The sequence below is a fragment of the Rhodococcus jostii RHA1 genome, assembly GCF_000014565.1.
GTDB classification, from domain to species: Bacteria; Actinomycetota; Actinomycetes; order Mycobacteriales; family Mycobacteriaceae; genus Rhodococcus_F; species Rhodococcus_F jostii_A.
On the sequence record NC_008268.1, the window covers coordinates 2,996,142 to 3,014,288 of the forward strand.

The 18,147-nt window shown below is 66.7% G+C and carries 19 protein-coding genes and 1 pseudogene; 11 read left to right on the forward strand and 9 right to left on the reverse strand.

What is annotated here, in order from left to right; all coding sequences use genetic code 11:
* Nucleotides 1–21 precede the first annotated feature (21 nt).
* Nucleotides 22–1,527 carry a PAS domain-containing sensor histidine kinase gene (locus tag RHA1_RS13825; RefSeq protein WP_011595529.1) on the reverse strand — a complete coding sequence of 502 codons (1,506 nt, stop codon included), beginning with the start codon at nt 1,525–1,527 and terminating at the stop codon, nt 22–24.
* Nucleotides 1,528–1,725: 198 nt separating this feature from the next.
* Between RHA1_RS13825 and RHA1_RS13830 the strand changes: the two genes are divergently transcribed.
* From RHA1_RS13830 to RHA1_RS13860, 7 genes are read left to right on the forward strand one after another with little or no spacing between them, the layout of a single operon-like run.
* Nucleotides 1,726–2,886, forward strand: coding sequence for an acyl-CoA dehydrogenase family protein (locus RHA1_RS13830; RefSeq protein ID WP_011595530.1), 1,161 nt, complete (start codon nt 1,726–1,728; stop codon nt 2,884–2,886).
* A 28-nt stretch (nt 2,887–2,914) separates the two neighbouring features.
* Entirely contained in the window at nt 2,915–3,292 is a 378-nt protein-coding gene (locus RHA1_RS13835) for a hypothetical protein (protein ID WP_009475617.1), read from the forward strand.
* 5 nt (nt 3,293–3,297) lie between these two features.
* Nucleotides 3,298–3,798: a nuclear transport factor 2 family protein gene (locus RHA1_RS13840; RefSeq protein ID WP_009475618.1), complete on the forward strand. Its 501-nt coding sequence runs from the start codon at nt 3,298–3,300 to the stop codon at nt 3,796–3,798.
* Nucleotides 3,798–5,072, forward strand: coding sequence for an aromatic ring-hydroxylating oxygenase subunit alpha (locus RHA1_RS13845; protein ID WP_011595531.1), 1,275 nt, complete (start codon nt 3,798–3,800; stop codon nt 5,070–5,072). The genes RHA1_RS13840 and RHA1_RS13845 overlap by 1 nt, the downstream gene beginning before the upstream one ends.
* On the forward strand, nt 5,062–5,565 hold the full coding sequence (locus RHA1_RS13850) for an aromatic-ring-hydroxylating dioxygenase subunit beta (protein ID WP_011595532.1): 504 nt from the start codon (nt 5,062–5,064) through the stop codon (nt 5,563–5,565). Before RHA1_RS13845 ends, RHA1_RS13850 begins: the two co-directional genes overlap by 11 nt.
* A gap of 41 nt (nt 5,566–5,606) precedes the next feature.
* Nucleotides 5,607–6,347, forward strand: coding sequence for an SDR family NAD(P)-dependent oxidoreductase (locus tag RHA1_RS13855; RefSeq protein ID WP_011595533.1), 741 nt, complete (start codon nt 5,607–5,609; stop codon nt 6,345–6,347).
* Nucleotides 6,348–6,393: 46 nt separating this feature from the next.
* The gene (locus RHA1_RS13860; RefSeq protein WP_011595534.1) at nt 6,394–7,353 is read left to right on the forward strand and encodes a PDR/VanB family oxidoreductase; all 960 of its coding nucleotides are present in this window, start codon (nt 6,394–6,396) and stop codon (nt 7,351–7,353) included.
* 15 nt (nt 7,354–7,368) lie between these two features.
* Here the strand turns inward: RHA1_RS13860 and RHA1_RS13865 are convergent, their stop codons facing one another.
* The gene (locus RHA1_RS13865) at nt 7,369–7,989 is read right to left on the reverse strand and encodes a response regulator transcription factor (RefSeq protein ID WP_011595535.1); all 621 of its coding nucleotides are present in this window, start codon (nt 7,987–7,989) and stop codon (nt 7,369–7,371) included.
* Between the two features lie 225 nt (nt 7,990–8,214).
* Between RHA1_RS13865 and RHA1_RS13870 the strand changes: the two genes are divergently transcribed.
* Genes RHA1_RS13870 through RHA1_RS13885 form a run of 4 tightly spaced genes read left to right on the forward strand, consistent with a single transcriptional unit; the run spans nt 8,215 to nt 11,934 of the window.
* Nucleotides 8,215–8,808 (forward strand): flavin reductase, encoded by a 594-nt coding sequence (locus RHA1_RS13870; RefSeq protein WP_011595536.1) that lies wholly within the window; start codon nt 8,215–8,217, stop codon nt 8,806–8,808.
* A 2-nt stretch (nt 8,809–8,810) separates the two neighbouring features.
* Nucleotides 8,811–9,104, forward strand: a complete 294-nt coding sequence (locus RHA1_RS13875) for a DUF485 domain-containing protein (protein ID WP_005255961.1) — start codon at nt 8,811–8,813, stop codon at nt 9,102–9,104.
* 5 nt (nt 9,105–9,109) lie between these two features.
* Nucleotides 9,110–10,660 carry a solute symporter family protein gene (locus RHA1_RS13880; protein ID WP_009475625.1) on the forward strand — a complete coding sequence of 517 codons (1,551 nt, stop codon included), beginning with the start codon at nt 9,110–9,112 and terminating at the stop codon, nt 10,658–10,660.
* Nucleotides 10,657–11,934 carry an amidase gene (locus tag RHA1_RS13885; RefSeq protein WP_011595537.1) on the forward strand — a complete coding sequence of 426 codons (1,278 nt, stop codon included), beginning with the start codon at nt 10,657–10,659 and terminating at the stop codon, nt 11,932–11,934. The genes RHA1_RS13880 and RHA1_RS13885 overlap by 4 nt, the downstream gene beginning before the upstream one ends.
* 16 nt (nt 11,935–11,950) lie before the next feature.
* On the opposite strand, the gene RHA1_RS51300 is transcribed toward RHA1_RS13885, so the two are convergent.
* The 7 genes and pseudogenes from RHA1_RS51300 to paaC form a co-directional block, all read right to left on the reverse strand.
* Nucleotides 11,951–12,250 carry an amidase family protein gene (locus RHA1_RS51300; RefSeq protein WP_011595538.1) on the reverse strand — a complete coding sequence of 100 codons (300 nt, stop codon included), beginning with the start codon at nt 12,248–12,250 and terminating at the stop codon, nt 11,951–11,953.
* Nucleotides 12,247–12,912: pseudogene (locus tag RHA1_RS51790) on the reverse strand (amidase family protein); the annotation flags it as partial. The gene RHA1_RS51300 and the pseudogene RHA1_RS51790, both read right to left, overlap by 4 nt.
* Nucleotides 12,913–13,243: 331 nt before the next feature.
* Nucleotides 13,244–14,272, reverse strand: coding sequence for an AraC-like ligand-binding domain-containing protein (locus RHA1_RS13895; RefSeq protein ID WP_011595540.1), 1,029 nt, complete (start codon nt 14,270–14,272; stop codon nt 13,244–13,246).
* Nucleotides 14,273–14,283: 11 nt separating this feature from the next.
* On the reverse strand, nt 14,284–15,582 hold the full coding sequence (paaK, locus tag RHA1_RS13900; RefSeq protein WP_011595541.1) for a phenylacetate--CoA ligase PaaK: 1,299 nt from the start codon (nt 15,580–15,582) through the stop codon (nt 14,284–14,286).
* A 32-nt stretch (nt 15,583–15,614) separates the two neighbouring features.
* Nucleotides 15,615–16,712, reverse strand: a complete 1,098-nt coding sequence (gene paaE / locus RHA1_RS13905) for a 1,2-phenylacetyl-CoA epoxidase subunit PaaE (RefSeq protein WP_011595542.1) — start codon at nt 16,710–16,712, stop codon at nt 15,615–15,617.
* Between the two features lie 2 nt (nt 16,713–16,714).
* Nucleotides 16,715–17,224 carry a 1,2-phenylacetyl-CoA epoxidase subunit PaaD gene (gene paaD / locus RHA1_RS13910; protein WP_009475633.1) on the reverse strand — a complete coding sequence of 170 codons (510 nt, stop codon included), beginning with the start codon at nt 17,222–17,224 and terminating at the stop codon, nt 16,715–16,717.
* 1 nt (nt 17,225) lies between these two features.
* The gene (paaC, locus tag RHA1_RS13915; RefSeq protein WP_050787480.1) at nt 17,226–18,143 is read right to left on the reverse strand and encodes a 1,2-phenylacetyl-CoA epoxidase subunit PaaC; all 918 of its coding nucleotides are present in this window, start codon (nt 18,141–18,143) and stop codon (nt 17,226–17,228) included.
* Between the last annotated feature and the right edge of the window lie 4 nt (nt 18,144–18,147).

Here is an 18,147-nt window from a genome sequence, read left to right on the forward strand (position 1 = left end):
AGCTGCGTGAGGGTCGGTCGCTCAACGGTTCGGATCGGCGGGCAACGTAAACGTGAAGACCGCCCCGTGCGGATCGTTCTCGCGCGCGGTGAGTGTCCCGCCCTGGCGGGAGATGATGCGGTGGCTCAGCGCGAGCCCGATTCCGTGACCCGTGGACTTCGAGGTGAACGCGCCGTCGAAGATTCGGCCGTCCGGGATGTGCGAGAGACCCTTGCCGTGGTCCTCGACGCTCACGACGCCCTCCGTCTCGGTGATGTCGGTGCGTACCGTCACGATGCGGTCGGCTGCCGGCCATTCCGCCATCTCGTCGATGGCGTTGAAACACAGGTTCAGAATGACCTGCCCGGTGAGCACACGTTCGCACACGACGGCAACCGTGTCGTGCGCCCGGAGGTACTCGACGTGAACTCCCTTCTGCCGCGCCCGGATGTCGATGAAATACGCGCATTCGTCGACGATGTCGTTGAGATCGACGATCTGCTGGGACTCCTCGAGTTGTGTCACGTATTCACGCAGACTCCGGACGATCTGATTGGCCCGGTCGATCTGCTTGCGCGCCTCCCCGAGGCCCCAGCTCACCTCGTCGTGACCGCTCCGGCCGTCGTCGAGGCGGCTCTGCGTACCGGCGATGAAATTGGTGGCGGCCGCGAGCGGCTGGGCCAACTCGTGGGCGATGGCCATGGCCATGTCGCCCATCGCGTTGTAGCGGGCCAGGTAATTGAGGTACTGCGAGTCCCGTTCGTGCTCCTGCTCGGTGCGGACGTGTTCGGTGACGTCGTGGAAGAGCAGGAGGTGGCCGCTCAGATCGTTCTCGATACCGATGTGCTGGCAGCTCCCCGCATGCCACCGGCGCTCGCCGGGTGTCAGTTCCACCTCGTAGCGCAGGCTCTGGGAACCCCCGTCGGCGGTCGTCAGTTCCAGGGCGCGTCGCACGCTCTCCCGTGACTGACCCGCCCGGCAGAATTCCGTGAAGCGTTCGCCGACAAGCGATGCCACCGGAACCTTCAGGAGCTCCGACGCCGCCTCGCTCGCATACGTGATCCGGCTGTCGTCGTCCAGGACGAGGATTCCTTCGGCCATGTTCCGCAGGAACGCGGCCAGCCGGGCCTCGGTACGGGTGAGGTCGGCCTCGGTGCGAGTGAGGTCGCGGCGCATCGACGTTTCCTGCTCGATGTCGCGGAACTGCACCATCACCACGGTCCGGGCATTCAACTCGACCCGGATCGCGATCGCCTCCGTCAGGACTTCTCGCCCGCTCTTCGCGCGATACGCCCATTCGATGACCGCCGCCCCGTTGTCGACGGCCTCCTGCAGCCACCGCCGTCCCACCGACCTGCGGTACCGCTTCGCCGGGGAACTCATATCGGGCGCCTTGAGCGGTTTGAGCTCTTCGACCGTGAACTCGAGCAGTTCGGACGCCGCCCGGTTCGCCCAGAGGATGTCCTTGGTGGCCGCATCGTGGACCAGGACGCAGTAGCGAAGGGACTCGACGAGTCGTTCGTAGTCGGACGGCGCGAGATCGGACAATGCAGCCTCCTTCGGCTCATCTCGAGTCTACTGAGCGGTCGGACCGGGAGCGCGATAGGGAAATCCTTTACTCCGAGGCGACATCTCTGCACGTCCGCGGGAGGAAGCACCGATTGAGTGATGCCCGCCACCGCAATAGCGTCAATTCGACACGAAAAACGCCACACCCCTTCTACTTCGCGTCGATCGGAGTATTTGATGACCAACGCACCGACCCTCGACACGACAGATGCCGCCGCGAACGGGACGCTGTCATTCGAGGACGTCCTCGAGCACGTCGCATTGCGGCGGGAAGAGTTCGCTCGCCAGAAGTTCGTGCCTCGCGACATGATCGACGAGTTCAAGCAGATCGGCATCTACCGCGCGGCGACACCCCGCCAATTCGGCGGCGACGCGCTCCCCCCGAGCGAGTTTCTGCGGATGATCGAACGCATCTCCGCGGTGGACGCGTCGGCGGGCTGGGTTGCCAGCTTCGGCTCCGCGCTCGTCTACCTGGCGGCACTGCCGCTCGCGACGCAGGCGGAGTTGTACAAGGACAGCCCCGACCTCGTCTTCGCGGGCGGGCTGTTCCCGGTGCAACCCGCCGAACAGGTGCCCGGAGGTCTGAAGATTCACGGGCAGTGGAAATTCGCCAGCGGATGCAAGGGCGCCGACATTCTCGGCGTCGGGATTCGCGGCGGCGACTCCACGGCGGGGAAGCCTCGCACCGCCCTGCTGTGGCCGAAGGACGTCGAGATCGTCGAGAACTGGGACGTGGTCGGTCTGTCGGGTACCGGAAGCCACGAACTGAAGGTCCACGGCGTCGTCGTACCCGAGGACTGGACGTTCATCCGGGGCGGGACCCCCACCGTCGACGAACCCCTCTACCGCTACCCCTCCATCGCGTACGCCGCCCAGGTCCTGGCCGTCGTCAATCTCGGAGTGGGCCGTGCTGCGCTCGACTACGCGATCAAGGTCGGAGCGGGACGCACGGGAATCACCGGAGCGCCCAAGCTCGCCGATCGCGCCTACTATCGCATCGACCTGGCCAAGGCGGAAGCGACACTGAGGTCCGCCCGTGCCTTCTTCTACGAGGTCACCGACGAGGCGTACGCCACGGTGGTCGCCGGCGACCCCGTCCCGGACAAGCTTGCGGCACTTCTTCGCCTGTCCTCGACGCACGTGGCCAAGGCGGGCGCGTCCGCCGTGCACACCGCATTCCAGTTGTCGGGCACCGGCGCGATCTACGACGGCAACGCGATGCAGCGGTACATGCGCGAGGCCCTGGTCCCGCCGCAGCACGCCTTCCTCGGCGACGGCATCTACGACAGCGCCGGTGCGGTGCTCATGGACATCCCGCCGTTCCCCGGCTTCATCTGACCACCCCGTTCGAATCGAGGAGACCATCGTGAGTGACACCAAGACCGCACCGCTGCGAGTCCTGTTCTGCATCGGCATCAACCAGAACTTCTTCGACCTCCCGACCGGCCAGGGCGGGCTGGTGTGGAAGGCGTTCTCCGGGATGATGGACGCGGTGGCCGACACACCGGGCGTCCGGGTGATCGGGGACATCGACGACGACAGCCACATGGTCGGACCGTCGGACGGCTGGCCGTGGACCTGTTACATCCTCGCCGACGTCGACACCCAGGAGACCGTCAAGGCCGTCTGCAACCTCTTCCGCACCACCCCGGTCGGCGAGTACACGCTGTGGCGATACGCGAAGATCGAAGCCCGCATCGGCCGTGCACTCACCGTCCGCGAGGACGTCGACCTCGGCGCGTGAGCAGTATGCACTCTACGACCGCGGCCGAGCTCGTCGAGAGCCGTGCGGCCGTGCACCGCGTGATGTGCCGCTACATGGAACTGTGCGATGTTCCCTCCGTGGCGTTTTCGGTCGAGGAACTCGCCTCGCTGTTCACACCCGACGCGGTGTGGGAAGGCATCGGTACCGAGTACGCGCACAAGTTCGGCACGCGTCGGGGCCTGCCGGAGATCGTCGGAATGCTCACCGCGTACCTTCCACCGAACTCCCATTTCCGCGCAAATGTGCACTTGCTCGGCAATGAGCAGATCGAGGTGGACGGCCCCGAGGCCCAGGGGCGGTGGATCATGCAGCAGCTGTCGCGATACGAGGACGGATCGGCCGAACTGCTCGTCGCCCGCATCACCGCCGAGTGTGAGGTCCGGGGCGGTACCGCCCGAATCAAGCACTTCACGACCGAGAAGCTGTTCGTCACTCGCCTCGACGAGGCGACACGACTGCTCGAATCGAATGGAAAGAGAACGTGATGACCACTTCGCTGGATCCCACCAACTTCGCGGACCTCGCCACGGACGACCGCGTGGACGGATCGCTGTACACCGACCCCGATATGTTCGAGGTGGAACTCGAGCGGATCTTCTACCGCACCTGGGTATGGGTTGCCCACGAGAGCGAGATCCCCGAGGCCGGAAGCTACAAGATGGCGACCATCGGCCGGCAACCGGTGATCGTCAACCGCGACCGCAAGGGAAACTTCAACGTCCTGCTGAACCGGTGCCGCCACCGCGGGGCCAGCGTCTGCGAGGTCCCCAAGGGCAAAGCGAACGGGTTCACCTGCCCGTATCACAGCTGGTCGTATGCCCTCGACGGTCGTCTGCGCGGAATTCCGTACCCCGACGGTTACGACGAGAACCTCGACAAGAAGGACCTCCCCCTCCAGAGTCTGCGGGTGGAGTCGTACGCCGGCATGATCTTCGCCAGCTTCAACCCCGACGTCGAACCCCTCGACGACTTCCTCGGCGACGCGAAGGTGTGGATGGACCTGTTCATGAAGCAGGGCGCCGGATACCCCGTCAAGACGCAGGGCGAACATTGCTTCCGCTTCCGCGGGAACTGGAAGATCCAGTTGGAGAACACCACCGACGGATACCACTTCCCGATCGTGCACCGGTCCTGGATGTCCTCCGTCGACGCCGAGACCGCCGACATGCTCTCCTTCATGACCGACGACAACGCCGTCACCCACGCTCTCGGAAACGGCCACAGCGTCGCGATCATGGTCCCGGAGCACGTCGACCTGGACCACGACGACGGCACCGAGAAGATTCAGGCGCGTTTCGACCACATCGTCGAAGAACTGTCGAAGACGATGCCCGCCGACAAGGTCCGCCGCATCGTCCGCTCCATGCACGGCGCCGGGTTCAACCTGAACATCTTCCCCAACGTCGCGATGTCGATGTCGTTCTTCCGGGTGCTGCGACCGATCTCCGTCGACGAGACCGAGATCCGGCACATCGCCCTCGGCATGGACGGCGGACCGGAGATCGTCAACCGCGAACGCCTCCGCATCCACGAACATTTCCAGGGCCCGTTCGGGTTCGGCAGCCCCGACGATTCCGAGGCCTGGGACCGGGTCCAACGCGGGTCCCGCGGCGCACCCGGAATGCCGATCATGGTGAACCGCGGTCTGGGTCGTGAAGCGCTCGACAGCGACGGACACCGCACCTCGCACGTCACCGACGAAACCGGGATGCGCGAGGCCTACGCAATGTGGAAGAGGATGATGACCGATGAGCACTGACCTGATGACCGCCCAACTCGCCGACACCCGCGTACTGCAGGCGATCGAACTCATCTGGCACGAAGCGGCCCTCCTCGACGCCAAGGACTACCAGACCTGGGACGCCCTCTGGACCGACGAAGGCCGGTACGTCATCCCCATCGACCCGGACACCGACGACTTCGACGGATCGCTGAACATGGTCAACGACGACACTCGCATGCGGCGCATGCGTATCGAACGCCTGACCTCCGGCTACTCGATGTCCGCGCTCGCCGCCGCCCGGACGGTCCGCACCGTCTCGCGGTTCACGGTCGAGGAACGGACCGAGGACTCGATCACGGTGAGGTCTGCGCAGATCCTCGTGGGCTTCAAGCGCGACGACCAGCAGACCCTCGCCGCCGACGTCACGCACCGCGTTCGCTACACCGAGAGCGGGCCGCGGTTGGACCTCAAGGTCATCCGGCTCGTCAACTCCCAGGCAGCGGTCAACGCCTCCGGCTACCTACTCTGACCAGCACTTTCCGAACCTTATCGATCGAACAGGAGCTCGACGTGGATTCTGTCGCAGTAGTCACCGGCGGCGGACGCGGCCTCGGTGCCGCGATCGCACAGCAATTGCACGACCGCGGATACCGCGTCGCGGTCACGGACATCGACAGCGGTGCCGCGAAAGAGACTGCGGCGGAGCTGGATCCGGACGGCGACACGGCCATCGGCGTGGAACTGGACGTTCGGAAGAGGACGAGTTTCGAAGCCGTCCGTGACCGGGTGATCGCGGAGTGGGGCGGCATCGACGTCCTCGTCAACAATGCCGGCCGGTCGCAGACGGGCTCCTTGATGGACATCGCGCCGGAGGAATTCTCCGACATCGTCGAGATCAACCTCAACGGGGCCTTTCTCGGCTGCCAGGTGTTCGGAAGCTACTTCGCCGAGAAGCGATACGGCAGAATCGTCAACATCGCGTCGCTGGCGGGACAGAACGGTGGCACGGCGACCGGCGCGCACTACGCCGCGGCCAAGGGCGGCGTCGGCACACTGACCAAGGTCTTCGCACGCGAACTCGCCCCGTCGGGTGTCACGGTGAACGCGGTCTCCCCGGGACCGCTGGACCTGCCGGTCGTGCGCGAGACGGTGCCCGCGGAGAAGCTGGCCGCCATCCTCACAACGATTCCGGTGGGCACCCTGGGCTCGCCCGATTTCATTGCCGAGACCGTTGCCCTGCTCGCATCGCCGACGGCCGCGTCGGTCACGGGTGCCTGCTGGGACGTCAACGGCGGCCTGTACATGCGCTGACCCCCGCCCGCGGGCGACGGGTCGCAGCACCGGAGGAAGAATCACCATGAGCATGTTCACTGTCACTGTCACGGACATTGTCGAGGAAACGCCGGACATCAAGTCGTTCCGGGTTGTTCGGACGGACGGGTCACCGTTCGACCCGTACCCGGCCGGCGCCCACATCGACATTCTCGGTCCCACCGAGGTCCTCACCCAATACTCGCTGTGCAGCCCGCCGCACGAGTCCGAATCGTACGTTGTCGCCGTCAAACGCGAGACCGGCCCGCGCGGTGGCTCGGCCGCGCTGCACGATCGTGTGAGGATCGGCAGCGAGTTGCAGATCAGCCGGCCCCGCACACTGCTCACGCTCGCCGAAGACGCGGACCGGCACATCCTCGTCGCGGCGGGGATAGGGCTGACCCCGATGCTCAGTCTGGCGTTCGCGTTGCACCGGCGGAGACAGCAGTTCGACCTGCACTACTTCGCGCGGACGAGGGCGCAGGCCGCGTTCGTCGACCTGCTGGAGAGCGCGGATTTCCGCCGGGACGTGCACCTGCACTTCGGCCTGACGAGGGACGATCAGCTCTGCGCGCTCGAGAAGATCGTGGCGGACGCGTCGGCCGCCACCCACGTCTACACCTGCGGCCCCGAAGGTTTCATGGATCGGGTCCGCGGGCTGGCCGAACCCGCGGTCGGTGAAGACGCGGTCCACTTCGAACACTTCGAGGCGGCGACGCCTGTAGCGACCGGGTCGGACACGGCGTTCGAGGTGGAACTCGACACGGGCGAGGTGTTCGAAGTGCCTGCCGGAAAATCCATCGCCGACGTACTCGAAGAGAACGACATCGGGATCGACACGTCCTGCAGGGAGGGTATCTGCGGCACATGCGTCCTGGACGTGCTGGAGGGCGAACCCGACCACCGCGACAATTGCCTCACCAAGAGTGAGAGAAAGGCGGGAGACAGAATTGCCGCGTGTGTGTCGCGCGCGAAATCCGACCGGCTCGTCGTCGAACTTCCCTGAAAGTGCCGAATAATTTCAGGTCACGGCAATTCCGGCCTGCAGAATATCGCGGACGAGAACGGCGATGCTTTCTGCTCCGGTCTTTTCCTTGATACGGGTGCGATGCACGTCGACCGTCTTCACGCTGATACCCAGCTCCTTGGCGATGTTCTTGCTGGGCAATCCGTCGAGGACGAGTGCGAGAATTTCCCTTTCGCGCACCGTCAGCGTGTCGATCCGGCCCTGCAACTCTGTTCTGTTGCGTCGCTCGCCGAATCGTTGACGCGCGACCCGGAGCGCATCCTGAATCACGTCGAGCATGTGCTGCGGATCGTAGGGCTTTTCGATGAACGTCAGCGCACCCCGCTGCAGCGCCCGCACCGACATCTTGATGTCACCGTGTGCCGACACGAAGATGATCGGGATCGGGGATTCGTCGGCGAGGAGTGCCTCCTGGAGCTGGAATCCGCCGACTTCCGGCATCCGGACATCCAGAACGAGGCAGGCCGGGATGTCGCGACGGTACTCGTCCAGGAAGGACTGCACCGAGAAGTAGTACTCCGACGTGATGTTGACCGAATCGAGCAGCCACGCAAGCGATGCGCACAACTCCTGATCGTCGTCGACGATGTAAACCCGTGTTTCCTGCTGATCCATCGAATCCTGCCTCGCACAGATGACTTGCTTCCTCGTCCAGTGAACACCGACCGTAACGGAAGCGGTAGGCAACTGAAGGAATCCCCTACCCGGGTAGGCGACTTACTGCGAGAAAGTAGCGTCGCCGCCAATGTTCCCACCCAGGTGATTCGTCCTATTCTTCTCGGGGAACGCGGGCGCACCACGAAAGACACGACTTCCTGTTCCAACTCACGGAGGCTGAAAATGCCCGAACTCACTACCATGCAATTGAGCTTTCGCACCGCCATGGCGAACCTGCCCGCCGCGGTCAACATCGTGACGACCGACGGCCCTGCCGGGCGCTGCGGAATGACGGTGACCGCCGTCTGCTCGGTCACCGACTCCCCGCCCACTGCCCTGGTGTGCGTGAATCAGAACAGTGCGATGCACAACGTGTTCCGGAACAACGGCCGAGTCGGAATCAATGTTCTCTCCGGCGACGACGAAGAGCTGGCCATGCATTTCGCGGGCGCAACGAAAGTCGCGATGGCGGACCGCTTCCACTGGGACATCTGGGAGGAAGACACCGGCGACGGTGTTCCGATCCTGCGCGCCGCCCACGTGGTGCTCGCCGGCCGGATCGCGGACAGCAAGACCGTGGGTTCGCATTCGGTGCTGTTCGTCGAACTGGACCGCGTGCAGACGCGCGAACACGGCGACAGCCTCGTCTACTTCCAACGCAAGTTCCACCGTTTGTCGGTTCCGGTCGAGTCCCCCGACTGGCTGTTCTACGACGAATGGTCCGACCCGATCACCGTGACGCCCACCCTCGTTCCCGCCGCAGCCGGAGGTAAATAGCCATGGTCACCTCGTCACCGCCCGAACAAGTCCCACAGAACTCCGACCTGCAGGTGCTCGCAGACACGCGCGCCGCCTTGACCTTTCGTCTCAGCGCCCTGGTCCTCGCACTGTTCCTGCCCCTGCCGATCCTCGGTGGGTTCACCTCGCTGCTGGACGGCGTCGTCTTCAGCGGTGTCACCGTGGCGTGGCTCTACGCGGTCGCGCAGTTCGTCGTCGCCATCGTCGTGGCCCGGTATTACATGGCACGGGCAGCCGAACTCGACTCCCGGACCGCCTCGCGGGCGAAAGGATAACAGCCATGAACCTCGTGTCCGCATCGCTCTTCGCGGCCCTCGTCGCCGTCACTCTGATGATCACCGCGTGGGCTTCCAAGAGGAACAAGTCCGCCGCCGATCACTACGTCGCGGGCGGCAGCCTCACCGGCAGGCAGAACGGTGTCGCCATCGCCGGCGACTTCATCTCTGCCGCCTCGTTTCTCGGAGTCACCGGTGCGATCGCCCTGACCGGTTTCAACGGGTTCTATCTCGCGGTCTTCGTGCCCGTGGCGTTCGTCCTCGCGATGCTCCTGATCGCGGAACCCCTGCGCAACCTCGGCCGCTTCACGCTGGCGGACGTCCTCGCCACCCGGTTCCCCGGCAAGGACGTGCGGTCGATGATGGCCATCAGCACGGTGGTGATCAGCGTGGTCTATCTCGTGTCGCAGCTGGTCGGGGCCGCGCTTCTGGTGTCGCTGCTGTTCGACCTCGACTACGCCGTGGCCGTGTTGATCATCGGAACACTCACCACCGCATACACACTGGTGGGTGGAATGCTCGCCACCAGCTGGATCCAGATCATCAAGACCGGTCTTCTCATGGTCTGCGCCGTGGTGCTGTTCGTTCTCGTGCTGGTGCGGTTCGATTTCAACCCCTTCGGCCCGTTCAGCACCGCGCTCGCCGAGTTCGGGCAATCGTTCGTCGCGCCGCAGCGCACGTCCGGTGCCGCGTCGTTCGATCAGTTGTCGCAGACCGTCGGGCTCGTCCTCGGCGTGCTCGGCCTGCCGCACGTCATGATCCGATTCCTCACCGTTCCGGACGCGAAGCAGGCGAGAACGTCCGCCTACACGGCGATCTGGATCTTCTTCGCCTTCTACCTGCTGGTACCCGTGCTCGGCTACGGCGCCGCCAAGCTGGTCGGTGTCGAGGTGATCAAGTCCGAGAACAGGGGCGGCAACCTCGCGGTCGCCCAGCTCGCCGAGACGGTCGGCGGCGGCGTCCTGCTGGCGTTCGTCGCGGCCGTGGCGTTCGTGACCATTCTGGCCGCACTGTCCGGCCTGGTGATCGCAACCTCGGGTGCGATCGCACACGACCTGTACGGGCAGGTGATCAGGAACGGGTCGGTGTCGGCGAAGGCTCAGCACCGCGCAGCCCGGGTCGCGACGGTGGCCACCTGCGTCATCGGTGTCGCCATCGCGTTCGCGGCGCAGAAGCAGAACGTCGCGTTCCTCGCGTCACTGGGCATGTCCATCGCCGCGTGCGCGAACCTGCCGGCGCTGCTGCTGACCATGTACTGGAAGCGCATGACGGCGCGTGCCGTCATCTCCGGCATCGTGGTCGGGCTCGTCCTGTCGGTCACCGTCATCCTGCTCAGCCCGGTCGTGCAGGGACCGGACTCCATTCTCGGATTCTCGAACCCGGCACTCGCCGTGGCACCCCTCTCGCTGGCGGTGTCCATCATCGTCGCGCTGGTGTCGGCGCCGTCCGGGGAGACGAAAGCGCGAGCAGATCGACTCTTCTCGGTGATGCGCACCCGAGCGCTCACCGGGCAGACCGAGACGACGGACGACGACACGATGGTGGCGATGCAATGAAGACGGAACTACGGTCACCGAGCCCACTCCGGGACCTGGCGGAGCAGCTGGCGACGGGCGCGACGACGCCCATCGACGTGGCGGAGGCGGCACTCGCACGGATCGCGGACCTCGATCCGGAAATCCACGCCTGGGCCCACCTCGACGCCGACGCGGTGCGGTCCGCGGCCGCCCGGATCCAGGACAGCGGCCCGGACGGCGCACTCTGGGGCGTCCCTGTCGGCGTCAAGGATCTCATCGACGTCGCCGGGATGCCGACGCGCTGCGGTAGTGAGCTGCGGAGCACGGATCCGGTGACGACGGACGCCGACTGTGTGGCACGGTCGCGCGCACTCGGCGCGCTCCCGTTCGGCAAGACCGTCACCACCGAGTTCGGGTACTTCAAGCCCGGCCCGACCCGCAATCCCCGCGCCCTGGACTACACGCCCGGCGGGTCGTCGAGCGGCTCGGCGGCAGCGGTGGCCGCCGGCATGGTGCCGCTGGCGTTCGGCACGCAGACCGCGGGGTCGCTGACGAGGCCGGCGTCGTTCTGCGGAGTCGCAGGTTTCGTCACCGCCCACGGCGAACTCCCCACCGCGGGCATCACCGGGTTGAGTCCCAGTCTCGACACGGTGGGACTACTGGCACGGACCGTGCCCGATCTCCACTTCGCGTGGACAGCACTGCGCGACGGCACGCGGGCGCCCGTCCTCGTGCCTTCCGCGCCGCGCCGGCTTCGCCTGTGGAGTGGGTTCGAGCTCGGCGAGCTGTCCCGAGAGATGACGGCGGCGCTCAGGGCGACCGCCGATTCCGCAGAGTCGGCGGGGATCGAGTGCCGTGAGTTGGACGCCGCCGCAACGATCGTGGCACTGACGGAACATCACCACACGGTGATGGCGTACGAGGCGGCCGGGGAACGTGCCGCCGAGGCCGCGCAGACCGACAAGATCAGCACACCCCTCGCCGAATTGTTCGCCGTGGGGGCGGCGGCCACCGAGGCGGACTACCGTGCCGCCCTCGCCGGCATCCGCGAGACCCGACAGCTGCTGCTCGCGGCGTTGGACGAGGACGAAGCCATCCTCGGGCCCGCGGCTCTCGGCGCCGCTCCACCCGGGCACGGCGCAACCGGGACGCCCATCCTGAGCCGACCGTGGCAGGCCCTGGGACTGCCGGTGGTCACGATCCCCGGGAAGCGTGACGGCGCGGGCCTGCCCCTCGGATTGCAGCTGATCGGACGTCCCGGTGCCGAGCAACGCCTGTTCGAGACAGCCGCGTGGCTGGAATCCGTGCTCTGACAACGACAGGAAGGCGTCAGTCGACGAAGATCGACGGCTGGCGTTCCTTCCACGGCGCCGCCTGCTCCAATTGCGCGGCCACCTCCAGTAACAGATCTTCTCTGCCGGTGGCCGCGACGAGTTGGATCCCGATGGGGAGGCCCTCCGGGCTCAGCGCGAGCGGCAGGCTGATCGCGGGGTTTCCGGACACGTTGAACGGTGCGGTGAACGGCCCGAACTCGAAGATGCGGCGTAGCCACGAGCGCACGCTGTGCCGGGGGTCGTCGTAGTCGAGGGTGCCGTGCGGCACCGGCAGCCACGCAACGGTCGGTGTCACGAGCAGATCGAATCGGGTGAAGAACAGGTGACCCGGTGCTGCGCGTCGAGTGCAGCCGCGACGTCGAGTGCGGTGAACGCCTGGGCCTCCTGCAGCACCGTCCGCGAGACCGCCTCGAGCAGAGCGGGATCGGGCCTGCGTGGAGCCCGCAGGATCGCCGCGTCCGTGGCGATCGCAGTGAGTGTCGACGCTTCGACGACGTCCTCCGCGTCGAATTGCGGGCGCGTCTCGGTGACGGTGTGGCCGATCCATTCGAGGATCGTGCCGGCGACGACCGTGGCCTCCGATACCTGCGCGTCGACGGCACCGACACCCCACGGCTCGGTTGTCAGTGTCACCCGCAGGCGGCCGGGATCGGCGCGCACCGCGTCGGCGTAAAGACCGGACGGCGTGGGGGCGGTGTACTTTTCACCGACCGCCGGGGCGGCAACGGCGTCCAGCAGATGGGCCGTGTCGCGGACGATTCGGGTGAGGGCGAACTCGTAGATGTGCCCGAACCCGGCCTCGCCGACCAGTGGGCCGCACGGGATTCGGCCGCGGCTCGGTTTCAGGCCGATGAGCCCGCAGCACGAGGCAGGCACCCGTGGCGAACCGGCGCCGTCGTTGCCGTGCGCCAGCGGAACCGCCCCCGCGGCGACGAGCGCGGCGGATCCTCCGCTCGACCCGCCGGTTCCCCGATCGAGTGCCCACGGATTGCGCGTCGGCCCGTACCGCGGATGCTGCGGCTACCGAGTGTGAACGGCACGCCCTTCGCGAACGGGCCGCTGTCCTTGATGACGAACGGCACCCCGCCAGTGGACCGTCGGTCCGGTGGTCGAGGGCCGGATCGAACATGGGCAGGGTCAGTGCCCCGAGGTCGGCATCGGCCTGCGCGATCGCTTCGCGCGCAACGGATTCGACCTCCGTCGCCGTCACCTCACCGGCCCGGATCAGCTCACTCAGGCCGACGGCGTCGAACCTGGTGTACTCGTGCAGTTCCAGCGGTCCCACTCCTCAGGTCGCGACGACCGTTTCAGTCTGACCTGGAGGGGCGGTGCGGCGCGACCGAATTTCTGCCGCCGTCACGTCGGTGGTCGACAGCAGTTCCTGTTCGCGGAAGGCTCGCGGCGAGACCCCGTACGTCTCCTTGAACAGCCGCGAGAAGTGCGACGAGTTGACGAGACCGTACCGGGCACAGATGGTTCCGATGCTGTCGCCGCGGAATCGGATGTCCTTGAGATCGCGGCGGCACTTCTCGAGCCTGCGGTGGCGGATCCATCCGGCCACCGTGTGTCCGTCCGCCTCGAACATCTTCTGCAGATGCCGCGTCGACACGTGGTGGTGGGCCGCCACTGCGGCCGTGTCGAGTGTGGGGTCGTGCAGGTGCGCGTCGATGAACGACTTCACAGCGAGCAGCAACGACGCGCCGGGAGCGGTGGCGTCGGCGGGCGCCTCCGATTGCACCGCGGCACCGAGCAGGTCGAGCACCGCGTCCTCGACGAGGGGGGTTGTCGGCATGGTGCCGGTCACGACGGAGTGGTGGAGGTTCGTCAGGAAAGGCGAGACGAGCGCGCCCATCCCGGTGCTGCCGCGGATGCGGCGCGCCGAGACGGTGCCCAGTTCCCGCGAGGCGATGCGGAGCAGTTCGCGGGGAAACATCAGCACGAACATGCTGAAGTCGCCCGCGAAGTGCAGGTCGTACGGCTTGCTGGTGTCGTAGACGGCGAAGTCGCCGGGCCCGAGCACGGCCTCGCGGTCGTCCTGGACGATGACGCCGCTGCCCGACAGTTGCAGGCCCACCTTCACCAGGCCTGGATCGGACCGCTTGATCGACGTGCGGGTCCGGCGGACGTCGACCGCGTGTCCCCCGACCTCGCTGAGCTGCAACCCGCCGAGCGCGGTGGTGCGCAGGGTCCCGGTGAAGCGCCCCGGTCCGTCCTCCGCCGTGGACACCACGGCGAGCGGGACGAACGCCGTGGAGACGGCCTGACGCCAGTGCTCGAACTGCCCGTCGTCACGCGCGGGCCCACCACCGAGACGCACCTTCGATCACCTCACAGAGCGGAGCGGTTGTCGATCAGTCGACGTGCCTTACCGAGTGAGCGTTCGAGGTCGCCGGGAGCGACGACGTCGACCTTCACGCTCACGCCGATCCTATTCTTCACCAGCTTCTGCAGTTCACCCGCGGCCCGCGCGTGGTCGTCGGTCACGGCGTCCGGACGCGATTCCACCCGCACGGTCAGCTCGTCCATGCGGCCCGGGCGGTCGAGGATGCACTGGAACTGGGGGGCCAGCGCCGGCACCGCCAGGATCAGCTCCTCGATCTGGGTGGGGAAGAGGTTCACCCCGCGCAGGATGATCATGTCGTCGGTGCGCCCGGTGACCTTCTGCATCCGCCGCACCGACCGCGCCGTCCCCGGCAGCAGCCGGGTGAGGTCGCGGGTGCGGTACCGGATGATCGGCATCGCCTCCTTGGTCAGCGACGTGAAGACGAGTTCGCCCTCCTCACCGTCGGGCAGCACCTCCCCGGTGACCGGGTCGATGATCTCCGGGTAGAAGTGGTCTTCCCAGATGTGCAGGCCGTCCTTGGTGTCGACGCATTCCATCGCGACGCCCGGGCCCATCACCTCGGACAGTCCGTAGATGTCGACGGCGTCCATGTTCAGCTGCTTCTCGAGTTCGGTGCGCATCTCCTCGGTCCACGGCTCCGCCCCGAACACACCGGTCCGCAGCGACGTCTTCGACGGGTCGATGCCCTTCTTGATCATCGCGTCGACGATCGTGAGCATGTACGACGGCGTCACCATGATCGCGTCGGGTTCGAAGTCCTCGATCAGCTGGATCTGGCGGTCCGTCATGCCACCGGACATCGGGATCACCGTGCAGCCCAGCCGCTCGGCACCGTAGTGCGCCCCGAGGCCACCGGTGAACAGCCCGTACCCGTACGCGACGTGCACCTTGTCCGTCGGCTTCACGCCACCCGCCCGCAGGCTCCGGGCGACCAGATCGGCCCAGTTGTTCAGGTCGCCCGTGGTGTACCCGACGACCGTCGGGCGCCCGGTGGTCCCGGACGACGCGTGGATGCGCGAAACCTTCTCCTGCGGCACCGCGAACATCTTGAACGGGTAGTTCGCCCGCAGGTCCGCCTTCGCCGTGAACGGGAACTTCGCCAGATCGGACAGGTCCTTCAGGTCACTCGGGTGCACACCGGCGTCGTCGAACGCCTTCCGGTAATGCGGAACGTTGTTGTACGCGTGGAGAAGTGACCACTGCAGACGTTCGAGTTGCAGCGACGAGATCCGGTCGCGCGTGGCGAACTCGATGTCCTGCGAGGGGGTGGCGATACTGGTCATTCTAGTCTCCGGGGTGTGCGGGCTGGGTATGGTCAGGCGTCGAAATCGACAGTCACGTTGTCGCTGACCGGGAAGGTCTGGCACGTCAGCACGAAGCCGGAGTCGACCTCGTAGTCCTCGAGCGCGTAGTTGCGGCGCATGTCCACGTCACCGCACGTGATCTTGGCGCGGCACGTTCCGCAGACGCCGCCCTTGCAGGCGAACGGAAGGTCCGAGCGGTACTTCTCGGCGGCGTCGAGGATCGACTCGTCCCGCGGCAGCGTCGCGGTGGTCGAGCGACCGTCCAGGACGAGCGTCACCTCACTGCTCGGCCCGGTGACGCCGGGTTCGCGGTGGGTTTCCATGGGCGGGGGCACGTCGTCGACGAAGAACAGTTCGTGATGCACGCGGCTCTTGTCGATCTGCAGGTCGCCGAGAACGGTCTCGGCGTCGGTGACCATGCCGTACGGGCCGCAGAGCCAGAAGTGATCGATGTCGGCCACCGGGACCACGGCGTCGAAGATGGCCCGGAGCCGGTCGGCGTCGAGACGGCCGGTGAACAGTTCGACCTCGCGGGGCTCGCGGGACAGGACATGGATGATGTCGAAGCGCGACCCGTACGTGTCCTTGAGGTCGGCGATCTCCTCGGCGAACATCACCGAGCGGGTGCGCCGGTTGCCGTACAGGAGAACGACTTCGGCCTCCGGGTTGGCGAGCATCGACGCGGCGATCGACAGCATCGGCGTAATGCCCGATCCGGCGGCGATCAGTACGTGGCGACCGCCGGCCGCCGGGTCGGCGACGAACGTTCCGCTCGGACCCTGCACCTCGATCCGATCGCCGGGGCGGACGTCGCGCACGAGCCACGTCGAGAACAGACCGTCGGACACCTCGCGCACACCGACCCGCGGCGCGGAACCGGAAGGCGCGCAGATGGAGTACGAGCGGCGGTGTTCGACGCCGTCGATCGTCCGCCGCAGCGTGAGCGACTGTCCGGGACCGAACGCGAACTCGTCGGCGAGCTCGGCCGGAACGTCGAACGTGACCGCGACCGCGTCGTCGCACAGGGATTCGACGTCGGCGACGGTGAGGGTGTGAAACGCCCTGTTGCGCAACGCCGCACCGGGTTTCGGGGAGACCGCTGTGGTCATGGTCAGATTTCCTTCACGTGATCGAAGGGCTCGAGGCAGTCGAGGCACCGGTAGAGCGCCTTGCACAGCGTCGCCCCGAATTCCGAGTCGAGCCGGGTGTTCGCCGAGTGGCACTTGGGGCATGCCACGGGTCGCGGCTTGACGGTGAGCGTCAACGGCACCGGACCCGATGTGCGTCGCGGCGCGGGACCGGGTGTCGAGTAGCCGTTCTCGCGGAGCTTGCGCAGCCCGTTCTCACTGATCCAGTCCGTGCTCCACGGCGGCGACAGAACGGTCCTGACCTCGACGCTGCCGAACCCGGCGTCCTGCAGGGTGTGCTCGATGTCGTCCCGCATGGTGGCCATCGCGGGGCAACCGGAATAGGTGGGGGTGATGGTCACGACCACCGACCCGTCGGCGTATTCCTCGACGTCGCGCAGCACACCGAGATCGGCGAGCGTGAGCATCGGCATCTCGGGGTCGAGCACGGATTCGGCGAGGCGACGGGCGTCGCTGCGCACGGCGGTGGTCATGTCACCACACTCCTTCGGGGTGCGCCCGGGCCACGCTCTGCATCTCGGCGAGCAGCAGTCCGAGCGACTCGGTGTGCAATCCCTGCCGTCCTGCCCGGCCGCCGACGGTGCCGACGGTCCGGCCGGTCGGTGCGGTGAGCTCGGCGGCGCGCAGCACCTGTTCGAGCACGGAATCGAATTCCTCACGCACGTCCCGCGGGTCGACGCCCACCCCCACCGCCGCGAGCGCGAGCTCCTCGGTGGTCGGGACGAACAATTCCTCGACATACGGCCACACGTGGGTGAGCGCCGCTTCCATCCTGGTCTTCGACTCCTCCGTGCCGCAGCCGAGCGTCACAACCCAGCGGGCCGCGTAGTCGCGGTGGTAGGTGACTTCCTTGACGCCCTTCACCGCGACCGCCGCGAGGACCGGGTCCCGGGACGTGCGGAGACGATCGAACAGCGCGAGACGCCACGTCGAGAACACCAGCAGTCGCGTGATCGACTGAGCGAAGTCGCCGTTGTCGAGTTCGGCCAGCCGGGTGTTGCGGAACCGATTCTCGTCCCGGAAGAACGCGAGCGCGTCCTCGGCGGGAATGGGGCTCGTCTCCGAGATGTACGGCACCACCGACGCGTCCGCCGCGGCCGCCCGGGCGAGCAGCAGTCGCGCCTGACCGAGCAGGTCGAGCCCGACGTTCGCGAGCGCAACCTCTTCCTCGAGTTCCGGTGCGCGCGTGCTCCACTCGGCGAGACGCTGTGAGCTGATCAGTGCATCGTCACCGAGCATCAGGCAGTAGCCGGCCAGCGCGGAGAGGTCGACGTCCTCCGGAACCGTGGTGTCGACACCCGCGAGGGGGTCGTCGAAGCTGGTGCCGAACGCCCACTGGCCGTGGCTGTCTTCGTCGACGAGGCCTTCGTAAGCATTGTCGTGGTCGGTCATCGTC

Bases quoted from the DNA above. Each gene is read 5' to 3' on its own strand.
- RHA1_RS13830 (WP_011595530.1), top strand. From the start codon at position 1,726: ATGACCAACGCACCGACCCTCGACACGACAGATGCCGCCGCGAACGGG.
- RHA1_RS13840 (WP_009475618.1), top strand. From the start codon at position 3,298: ATGCACTCTACGACCGCGGCCGAGCTCGTCGAGAGCCGTGCGGCCGTG.
- RHA1_RS13845 (WP_011595531.1), top strand. From the start codon at position 3,798: ATGACCACTTCGCTGGATCCCACCAACTTCGCGGACCTCGCCACGGAC.
- RHA1_RS13850 (WP_011595532.1), top strand. From the start codon at position 5,062: ATGAGCACTGACCTGATGACCGCCCAACTCGCCGACACCCGCGTACTG.
- RHA1_RS13860 (WP_011595534.1), top strand. From the start codon at position 6,394: ATGAGCATGTTCACTGTCACTGTCACGGACATTGTCGAGGAAACGCCG.
- RHA1_RS13865 (WP_011595535.1), bottom strand. From the start codon at position 7,989: ATGGATCAGCAGGAAACACGGGTTTACATCGTCGACGACGATCAGGAG.
- RHA1_RS13870 (WP_011595536.1), top strand. From the start codon at position 8,215: ATGCCCGAACTCACTACCATGCAATTGAGCTTTCGCACCGCCATGGCG.
- RHA1_RS13875 (WP_005255961.1), top strand. From the start codon at position 8,811: ATGGTCACCTCGTCACCGCCCGAACAAGTCCCACAGAACTCCGACCTG.
- RHA1_RS13880 (WP_009475625.1), top strand. From the start codon at position 9,110: ATGAACCTCGTGTCCGCATCGCTCTTCGCGGCCCTCGTCGCCGTCACT.
- RHA1_RS13885 (WP_011595537.1), top strand. From the start codon at position 10,657: ATGAAGACGGAACTACGGTCACCGAGCCCACTCCGGGACCTGGCGGAG.
- paaK (WP_011595541.1), bottom strand. From the start codon at position 15,582: ATGACCAGTATCGCCACCCCCTCGCAGGACATCGAGTTCGCCACGCGC.
- paaE (WP_011595542.1), bottom strand. From the start codon at position 16,712: ATGACCACAGCGGTCTCCCCGAAACCCGGTGCGGCGTTGCGCAACAGG.
- paaD (WP_009475633.1), bottom strand. From the start codon at position 17,224: ATGACCACCGCCGTGCGCAGCGACGCCCGTCGCCTCGCCGAATCCGTG.
- paaC (WP_050787480.1), bottom strand. From the start codon at position 18,143: ATGACCGACCACGACAATGCTTACGAAGGCCTCGTCGACGAAGACAGC.